At 48.3% G+C, this 7902-nt stretch carries 9 protein-coding genes; all 9 read left to right on the top strand.

The features are described from left to right. The coding region (locus tag STRDD11_RS08155) for a DHHA1 domain-containing protein (protein ID WP_241209374.1) at positions 1 to 574 on the top strand (574 nt) is incomplete at its 5' end. A gap of 156 nt (positions 575 to 730) precedes the next feature. Next, positions 731 to 940 carry a helix-turn-helix transcriptional regulator gene (locus STRDD11_RS08150; protein ID WP_164828435.1) on the top strand — a complete coding sequence of 70 codons (210 nt, stop codon included), beginning with the start codon at positions 731 to 733 and terminating at the stop codon, positions 938 to 940. A gap of 96 nt (positions 941 to 1036) precedes the next feature. Further along, positions 1037 to 1801: a DUF3169 family protein gene (locus STRDD11_RS08145; RefSeq protein WP_128836913.1), complete on the top strand. Its 765-nt coding sequence runs from the start codon at positions 1037 to 1039 to the stop codon at positions 1799 to 1801. Between the two features lie 948 nt (positions 1802 to 2749). Then, the gene (gene argC, locus STRDD11_RS08140) at positions 2750 to 3772 is read left to right on the top strand and encodes an N-acetyl-gamma-glutamyl-phosphate reductase (protein WP_128836912.1); all 1023 of its coding nucleotides are present in this window, start codon (positions 2750 to 2752) and stop codon (positions 3770 to 3772) included. A gap of 15 nt (positions 3773 to 3787) precedes the next feature. After that, positions 3788 to 4981, top strand: coding sequence for a bifunctional glutamate N-acetyltransferase/amino-acid acetyltransferase ArgJ (gene argJ, locus STRDD11_RS08135; protein ID WP_128836911.1), 1194 nt, complete (start codon positions 3788 to 3790; stop codon positions 4979 to 4981). 11 nt (positions 4982 to 4992) lie between these two features. Further along, entirely contained in the window at positions 4993 to 5730 is a 738-nt protein-coding gene (gene argB / locus STRDD11_RS08130) for an acetylglutamate kinase (RefSeq protein WP_128836910.1), read from the top strand. 2 nt (positions 5731 to 5732) lie between these two features. Beyond that, positions 5733 to 6872 (top strand): acetylornithine transaminase, encoded by a 1140-nt coding sequence (locus STRDD11_RS08125; RefSeq protein ID WP_128836909.1) that lies wholly within the window; start codon positions 5733 to 5735, stop codon positions 6870 to 6872. Continuing rightward, the gene (locus STRDD11_RS08120) at positions 6869 to 7339 is read left to right on the top strand and encodes a hypothetical protein (RefSeq protein ID WP_128836908.1); all 471 of its coding nucleotides are present in this window, start codon (positions 6869 to 6871) and stop codon (positions 7337 to 7339) included. Before STRDD11_RS08125 ends, STRDD11_RS08120 begins: the two co-directional genes overlap by 4 nt. Beyond that, positions 7323 to 7553 carry an aspartyl-tRNA synthetase gene (locus tag STRDD11_RS08115; protein ID WP_128836907.1) on the top strand — a complete coding sequence of 77 codons (231 nt, stop codon included), beginning with the start codon at positions 7323 to 7325 and terminating at the stop codon, positions 7551 to 7553. The genes STRDD11_RS08120 and STRDD11_RS08115 overlap by 17 nt, the downstream gene beginning before the upstream one ends. The last annotated feature ends 349 nt before the right edge of the window (positions 7554 to 7902 follow it).

Below are 7902 nucleotides of genomic sequence, written 5' to 3'. Positions count from 1 at the left end.
TTTCAAGATTGTCAAGGAAGAGGGTATCGGCTCCGGCACCCGACGGATTCTGGCCGTGACCAGCAAGGAAGCCTTTGAAGCCTATCGCGAAGAGGAAGAAGCGCTCAAGGCGATTGCTGCGACCCTCAAAGTACCGCAAATCAAGGAAGTGCCCCACAAGGTTGCAGGTCTGCAGGAGCAGCTCCGCCAGCTCCAAAAGGAAAATGCGGAGCTTAAGGAAAAGGCAGCCGCTGCAGCTTCTGGTGAAATCTTCCAGAATGTTCAGGAAGCAAACGGCCGCAGCTTCATCGCCAGTCAAGTCTCTGTCTCTGATGCCGGTGCCCTGCGGGCTTTTGCAGACAGCTGGAAGCAGAAGGACTACTCAGACGTTCTGGTCCTGGCCGCAGCCATTGGAGACAAGGTCAATGTGCTGGCAGCCAGCAGGACTAAGGAAGTCCATGCCGGCAATCTGATTAAGGAATTGGCGCCGATTGTGGACGGCCGCGGCGGCGGTAAGCCGGATATGGCTATGGCCGGCGGCAGTAAGCAAACAGCTATTCCAGACCTGCTGGCAGCAGTGGCTGAGAAATTGTAATAAACACAAGAGATTGGACTGAGTTCCAGTCTCTTTTTTTGAATAGAATCATAGTATTTTGGACCAAAACAGTTTTTTGACAAATATATTTGTCAAAAAGAAAAGAATCTGTTACAATGGAATTATCTAAGGGAGAAGGGAAATAAGGAGTTTATGATGCAGCTAAAAAATCGCCTCAAGGAGTTGAGGGCGCGTGACGGGCTCAACCAGACAGAACTGGCTAGGCTGGCCGGTGTTTCCAGGCAGACAATCAGCCTCTTAGAGCGGGGCGAGTACACTCCCTCTGTCGTGATTGCCTTCAAGATTGCCCATATTTTCAATGAAAATGTCGAGAATGTTTTTCGGTTGGTGGAGGAAGCAGAATGAAGAACCCATTAAGATTCATTTCAACAGGAGCTAAAATAGTCCTTCAGCCTCATCATTCTTGTATCATCTATTGTAAAAATTAAAGGAGAAGAAGTCGTGAAAGAGCAAAAACGTATATCTACACAGAAAAGAGTTTTATATAATATCTTTTTATTGCTGGTTGGAGCCTTAATAGGCGGTCTGTCTGGTTTCTTTTCTGGTCTTGGTGTATTTGAAAACTTCAGCTGGTCGTCAGCTTTAAATGTTGGATTGCTGCGCCAGTTCGGTAGGGCCAGTCTTGTTATCCTCTATCCATTGGTCTTTTTCTTGATTTATCGGACTCGTAAATACCATGAAGCCTATGAAAAAGAAGCAGATGAGGAGCAGAATTATGAATGGTACCGCCTAACCTTTAAAAATTTGGAATACGCGGCTATTGTATTTAATATCAGCAGTGCTATCATTCTTTTTACAATTTTTGTTGGAGTCGTTTTTATCGGGAATATCACTAATCATAAGAGCCCTCTTCAGTTGAGTCTTATAGATTATGCGATTGCCTTTCTTTATATTTTTTTGCAAGCTGTTTTTTTAAAGACAGTTCAGAAGGTGCGGCATTATAAGCTATCAGCCTTTCCGACTACTGAGGAAATAAAAGAATTTGTGCTTTCTTATGATGAGTCAGAGCTGCAAGCCAATTATGAACAGTGCTATCTCATTCTCTTCAATCTAAATCAGAGACTTCTGCCAGCCCTCTATATTATTTTAGGAATACTGGGAGCCTTCACACCTCTTAATGTCGTTTCTGGCTTTGTTGTCCTGATGGTGATCCATATCTATATCAATCTTATGTATTATCCGATGGTGAGAAAATATTTCAAGTAGCAGTCAAAGAATATCAGAGATGGCAAGGGCCGATCGAAGATTTGTATTTATAAAGTTATCCATAAATACAGGTTTGGGGGAAATTCTGATCAGTCTTCGCTTATTAAAAGCTGGTATCTCTGCTTTTTGATTAACCTTCTTTTTGCTTTTCGTTACTGTTTTGCTTGGTGGAAGTGGTATCAAAAAGACTTGAAGCTGGAGATGAGAAGCACCAAGCTAGCCAGTTCAATCTGGCTGCCTCTTCTTTTCTGGATTTTTCTGCTGATTTTTCAGGAATTTGTCCCGATTAAAGCTTCTGACAATCAGAGTGCGGTTGTGGAACTAGTGAAAAGTCAGGCGGTTTTTGTTTTCCTAGATGCTGTCCTCCTTGCCCCTATTGTGGAGGAATTGATGTTTAGAGGGTTTAGGGCAACATTTTTCTTTCCCCAACAAAGAAAGCTGCCGCAAATTCTGCTTTATAGATTTTTAATACGAGGCAGTGAGCTGCTCAAAACCTCCAGCGGAGGTTTTGAGGTGGCAGATAAAGCTTCCGCTGGGAAGTGTCAAAAGAGTCTGTCCCACCCGACTTTGAGGCTGTAGACAGGACTGACGAAGTCAGTAAAAGGCGTGCGACAAGACGAGTTATCGTCATTTAGTTTATCTTTTATTACTTTGTTAGCTCGCTTTGCCGTACGCCAGTACTGTCTGCGGCTCGCTGCCTCGTACTAAAAGCAAACGAAAAGACTATAACGACGACGGAATAGACATACTGAAAGATAAACGAAATGACGATATTAGATTAGAAGTCTGCACCTGTTTTGGGGCAGGTTTTTTCTTTGGAAAAGCAGCTGTTTTTGCAAAAAGATGTATTTTTCCAAAAATATTGCATAAAAATACAGAAAACACTTGACAAAGAGAAATGATGCTAGTAAAATAAAACGCATATTTATACGCAAGGAGTTTTGGAATATGCAAGTTTCGATTGTCGGCATTACAGGTTATTCAGGGCTGGAACTCCTTCGCATCCTGCAGGGCCATCCGCAGGCTGAGGTTGTTTCTATCCATGCCAGCAGCAGTATCGGCCGTCCTCTGTCTGCTCTTTATCCGCACTTGAGAGGCAGCTGCGAGTTGAAAATAGAGGAATTTAACAGCCGAAAAATCATGCAGCAGTCTGATTTGGTTTTCTTTGCAGCACCGAGCGGAGTTGCAAAGGATTTGGTCAAAGATTTTGTTGAGGCAGACTTTCCTGTCATTGACCTGTCGGGCGATCACCGTCTGCCAGCGGATATTTATAAAGAATGGTATCAGAAAGAAGCAGGAGAGGCGGCTGTGCAGGAGCGCTTCACTTATGGATTGGCTGAGTTTGCGGATGTGGCAGGCAAGAAATTCATTGCCAATCCCGGCTGCTATGCCACAGCTGCGGAGCTGGCCCTGATTCCCCTGCTGCAGGCCCAGATTCTTGAGCCAGACTCTATCATCATTGATGCCAAAAGCGGTCTGACCGGTGCCGGCAAAAAACCAGCCGCTTCCAGTCATTTTGTGCAGGTTCATGATAATTATGTGACCTACAAGCTGAACCGCCACCAGCATATTCCTGAAATTTTGCAGGAGCTGCAGCTCTTTGATGATAGGATCCAGCAGATCCAGTTTTCAACCTCCCTGCTGCCGCTCAACCGCGGTATCGTAGCCACGGTTTACAGCAGACTGAAAAAGCCGCTGTCTGCTGCTGAAATCAGCAGTATTTACCGACGAAGTTATAAGGGCAAGCCTTTTGTCCGGCTGCAGGCCAGCCTGCCCAGTCTGCATCAGGTCATCGGCAGCAATTACACAGATATTGGCTTTGACTACAATCCGGCTACCAATGTGCTGACAGTGGTGGCTGTCATTGACAATCTGGTCAAGGGAGCTGCCGGACAGGCTGTCCAAAATATGAATCTGATGCTGGGCTGGGACGAAAGAGCCGGGCTGCTCAGCCAGCCGGCTTATGTATAGAAGATTGGAGCAAAAATGAAGATAATGGAAGGCAATATTGCCAGTCCCTTGGGCTTTTCAGCGGACGGCCTGCATGCGGGATTTAAAAAGAAAAAACACGATTTTGGCTGGATTGTTTCGGAGGTTCCGGCCAGCGTTGCCGGGGTTTACACGACCAATCAGGTCATTGCTGCCCCGCTCCTTGTGACGAAAGAGTCAATCCAAAAGACCCAGCAGCTGCAGGCTGTAGTGGTCAATTCGGGTGTGGCCAATTCCTGCACGGGTCTGGAAGGGATGGAGGATGCCTATAGGATGCAGCAGTGGACAGCCGATAAGCTGAAAATAGCACCGGACTTGGTGGCTCTGGCTTCCACTGGGGTCATCGGTGAGCGTCTGCCCATGGAAGCTCTCAAAACCGGTCTGTCCAAGATTGTCATTAACGGCAATGCCGATGATTTTGCCCAGGCCATTTTGACGACGGACACCTGCACCAAGACCTGTGTTGTGACGGAGCTCTTCGGTCAGGATGTGGTGACCATGGCTGGTGTGGCCAAGGGATCGGGCATGATCCATCCCAATATGGCCACCATGCTGGCATTTATCACCTGCGATGCCAATATTTCCAGCGCTGCCCTGCAACAGGCGCTCAGCCGCAATGTTGAGACGACCTTCAATCAGATTACTGTAGACGGCGACACCTCTACCAATGATATGGTGCTGGTCATGGCTAACGGCTGCACGCAGAATGAGGAAATTCTGCCGGATACAGAAGCATTTGACCGCTTTGCCGACATGCTGCAGTTTGTCATGGCTGATTTGGCCAAGAAAATTGCCAAAGACGGCGAAGGTGCGACCAAATTGATTGAAGCCAGGGTTCTCCATGCCAAGGATGAGCTGACAGCCCGCATGGTTGCGAAAAGTGTGGTCGGTTCCAGCTTGGTTAAGACAGCTATTTTTGGTGAGGATCCTAATTGGGGCCGCATTCTGGCTGCTATTGGCTATGCCGGCCCTCGGGTATCGGTCGCCAATATTGACATTGCCATCGAGGGTCTGCCGGTCATGAAAGCTTCCAGCCCGGTTTCCTTTGATTCGGAGGAAATGAGCGAGATCATGACCAGAGATGATCTGGTCATTGAGATTGACCTCCATGACGGCGAGGCTGAGGGACGGGCCTGGGGCTGCGACCTGTCCTATGACTATGTGAAGATCAATGCCCTCTACAGAACCTAAGGAGAATCATCATGAAGAATATCATTGTTATCAAAATCGGCGGCGCAGCCGCACAGGAACTTTCAGCGGCTTTCATCCAGCAGGTCAAAAGCTGGGCCGCAGCTGGCAAGCACATCATCATCGTACATGGCGGCGGCCTGGTCATCAATCAGCTGATGCGGGAGCGCCAGCTGGAGACTCAGAAGGTCAAGGGGCTTCGGGTAACAGCCAAGTCTGACCTGCCGGTCATCCAGCAGGCTCTGCTGGACATTGTCGGTCTGAAGCTGACCAAGCAGTTCAATCAGGCGGGCCTGGACAGTCTGCAGCTGCTTTCCCATCTAGGCTCAACGGTTTCGGCTGATTTTATCAATCAATCCCTCTATGGCTATGTCGGCTATGTGACAGATATCGAGACTGCTTATCTGGAACAGCTGCTGGCTGAGGGCCTGGTTCCGGTTCTGGCCTCTCTGGGGTCGAATGCTGACGGAGAGCTGCTCAATATCAATGCGGACTATCTGGCTGCTGCAGTTGCCAGCAAACTGCAGGCTGAAAAATTAATTCTGATGACCGACACAGAGGGGGTTTTGGAGGACAAAAAAGTGCTGCCCCAGCTCCTGACCAGTCAGGTCTCCACGAAAATCCAGACCGGAGTCATTCAGGGCGGCATGATTCCCAAGATTGAAAGTGCCGTCCAGACGGTTCTGTCCGGTGTCAATCAAGTCTTGATTGGCGACAATCTCTTGACAGGCACCCTGATAGCGGAAGGATAGATATGAGTTTTTTATTTCAAAATTATAAGCGGGCCCCTATTGAATTTGTCCGGGCTGAAGGCAACTGCCTGATAGACAGCGAGGGACAGGCTTATCTGGATTTTTCATCGGGGATTGGTGTGACCAATCTGGGCTTTCATCCGCAGGTCAAGCAGGCGCTGCTGGAGCAGGCGGAGCAAATCTGGCACAGTCCCAATCTCTATCGGAATGCCCTGCAGGAAGAAGTGGCCCAGAGGCTGATTGGCGGCTATGATTATCTGGCATTTTTCTGCAACAGCGGGGCGGAAGCCAATGAAGCTGCTATCAAACTGGCGCGCAAAGCCAGCGGCAAGCAGGGGATTATCAGCTTTCAGAATTCCTTTCACGGTCGGACCTTTGGCGCTATGGCCGCAACAGGACAGGATAAGATCAAGGAAGGATTCGGCGATGGCCTGCCCCACTTCAGCTTTGCTGTTTATAATGACTTGGACAGCGTGAAAAGTCTGGTCCATGAAGATACGGCAGCTGTCATGCTGGAGCTGATACAGGGCGAGTCCGGTGTATTGCCTGCTGAACCGCAGTTTGTCAGGGAGCTGGCTGCTTTCTGTCAGGAGCAGGGTCTGCTCCTCATTGTAGACGAGGTGCAGACGGGCATGGGGCGGACAGGAAAGCTCTATGCCTTTGAGCACTATGGCCTTGTACCGGATATTGTCACTCTGGCGAAAGGATTGGCCAATGGCCTGCCGGTCGGTGCCATGCTGGGCAGGAGCAGTCTCTCGCCCGCCTTTAGCTATGGCAGCCACGGGTCTACCTTCGGCGGCAATAAACTGGCAATGGCTGCTGCTTTGGCAACCCTGAAGGTCCAGCAGGCTCCTGGCTTTCTCCCGGATGCAGCGGCCAGAGGCACTGCTCTGCTGGAACAGCTGCAGCAGGCTTTTGAAGACCATCCAAAGATTTCTGCCGTTCGCGGTCTCGGGATGATGATTGGGATTGAAACAAGTGCCAGTCTACCAAAGATTGTCGAAGCTGCCCGCCGGAAAGGCTTGATCATTCTGACAGCAGGCAGCAATGTCATCCGCCTCCTGCCGCCCCTGACTGTCAGCAGGGAGGAAATCCAGCAGGGAGCTGCGATTCTCAAAGAAGTATTTGCAGAAGCAGATTGACAAACTGTATTGACAGAAGAAGGGGCCGTTTTTATGAATCATACTCTAAAAACCCAGTTTTTGACTGGGTTTTTGTGCCCTCTAATCCTCAAAGAAAATCGACATCAGATGAGGCAGGAGCAGACGGATTGGCAGCAGCTGCTCAGCCTCCTCATTCCTGCAGAGAAGGCTTGGGGAACCTTTTGAGGCTGATGAAGCTTCCGACAGGAAGCAATAGAAGCGCTGCTTTGGAATGGAGGTTTTTGACAATAATCTTTATTTTTTTGACTAATATACTTGTCAAAAAGAAAATAATCTGTTACAATATAGTCAATTTAAAAAGGACAGGAGGCAGAGATGAAGATGATATGGTTGGTTGGATTGGTGCTGCCCCTTGTCTTTCTCATCTGGTCGGACTCTGCTGGCAGGGTCAAAAGAGCGCAAAACCGGATACACAGATTGGAGAGAAAGATGAAAGGAAAAAGTGAGATGTCAGAATTGCTCAATGAGTTTATCGGGAAAAAACCGACTATCCATTTTGAAAATGATTTTGGACTGTCAGGCTATGAAATCATAGCAGTAGACGGAGACTGGATGAAGATACGGCGCCTCAATAGACAGGGACAGGTTTTCACCAAGACTGTGCGCATCGACGATATTAAGTCTGTCGAACTGAGAGAAGACAAAGAAGCAGCGCCATGAAGCCCAAAAGGCAGTGAGACGGATTTCTATGGTGGCTGGGCCGTCGCCTGCAAAGCGATGCAGCTTTTGAAGATACTGTATCAGACTCACTCTTTAAATCCTATCCGCTCCTGCTTCGTTTGCTCTGACGGTCATTGAGCCTGAGAGTCTGCGCCAGTTTCAATCAGACCAAACGGACCGGGGATTCAAGAGATTATTAGTCTTTTGGAAAGGGCGGATCCGCACTATCCGGTGCGTATTGAATAAAATAGAAAATATCCTATTATCTAAGTAAGGAGAAATATGAAAATATTTCTGAAAAAAGCTGACTACAGCTTACTGACGCTCTTTATTCTGCTGCTGAGCCAGA

The organism is Streptococcus sp. DD11, from assembly GCF_001578865.1.
GTDB lineage: Bacteria > Bacillota > Bacilli > Lactobacillales > Streptococcaceae > Streptococcus > Streptococcus panodentis.
The sequence above is the reverse complement of the archived record's forward strand: the minus strand, read 5'-3'. Positions and strand labels throughout refer to the sequence as shown.

Coding starts and splice junctions, on each gene's coding strand:
- argC (WP_128836912.1), top strand. CDS start 2,750: ATGCAAGTTTCGATTGTCGGCATTACAGGTTATTCAGGGCTGGAACTC.
- argJ (WP_128836911.1), top strand. CDS start 3,788: ATGAAGATAATGGAAGGCAATATTGCCAGTCCCTTGGGCTTTTCAGCG.
- STRDD11_RS08150 (WP_164828435.1), top strand. CDS start 731: ATGCAGCTAAAAAATCGCCTCAAGGAGTTGAGGGCGCGTGACGGGCTC.
- STRDD11_RS08125 (WP_128836909.1), top strand. CDS start 5,733: ATGAGTTTTTTATTTCAAAATTATAAGCGGGCCCCTATTGAATTTGTC.
- STRDD11_RS08115 (WP_128836907.1), top strand. CDS start 7,323: ATGAAAGGAAAAAGTGAGATGTCAGAATTGCTCAATGAGTTTATCGGG.
- argB (WP_128836910.1), top strand. CDS start 4,993: ATGAAGAATATCATTGTTATCAAAATCGGCGGCGCAGCCGCACAGGAA.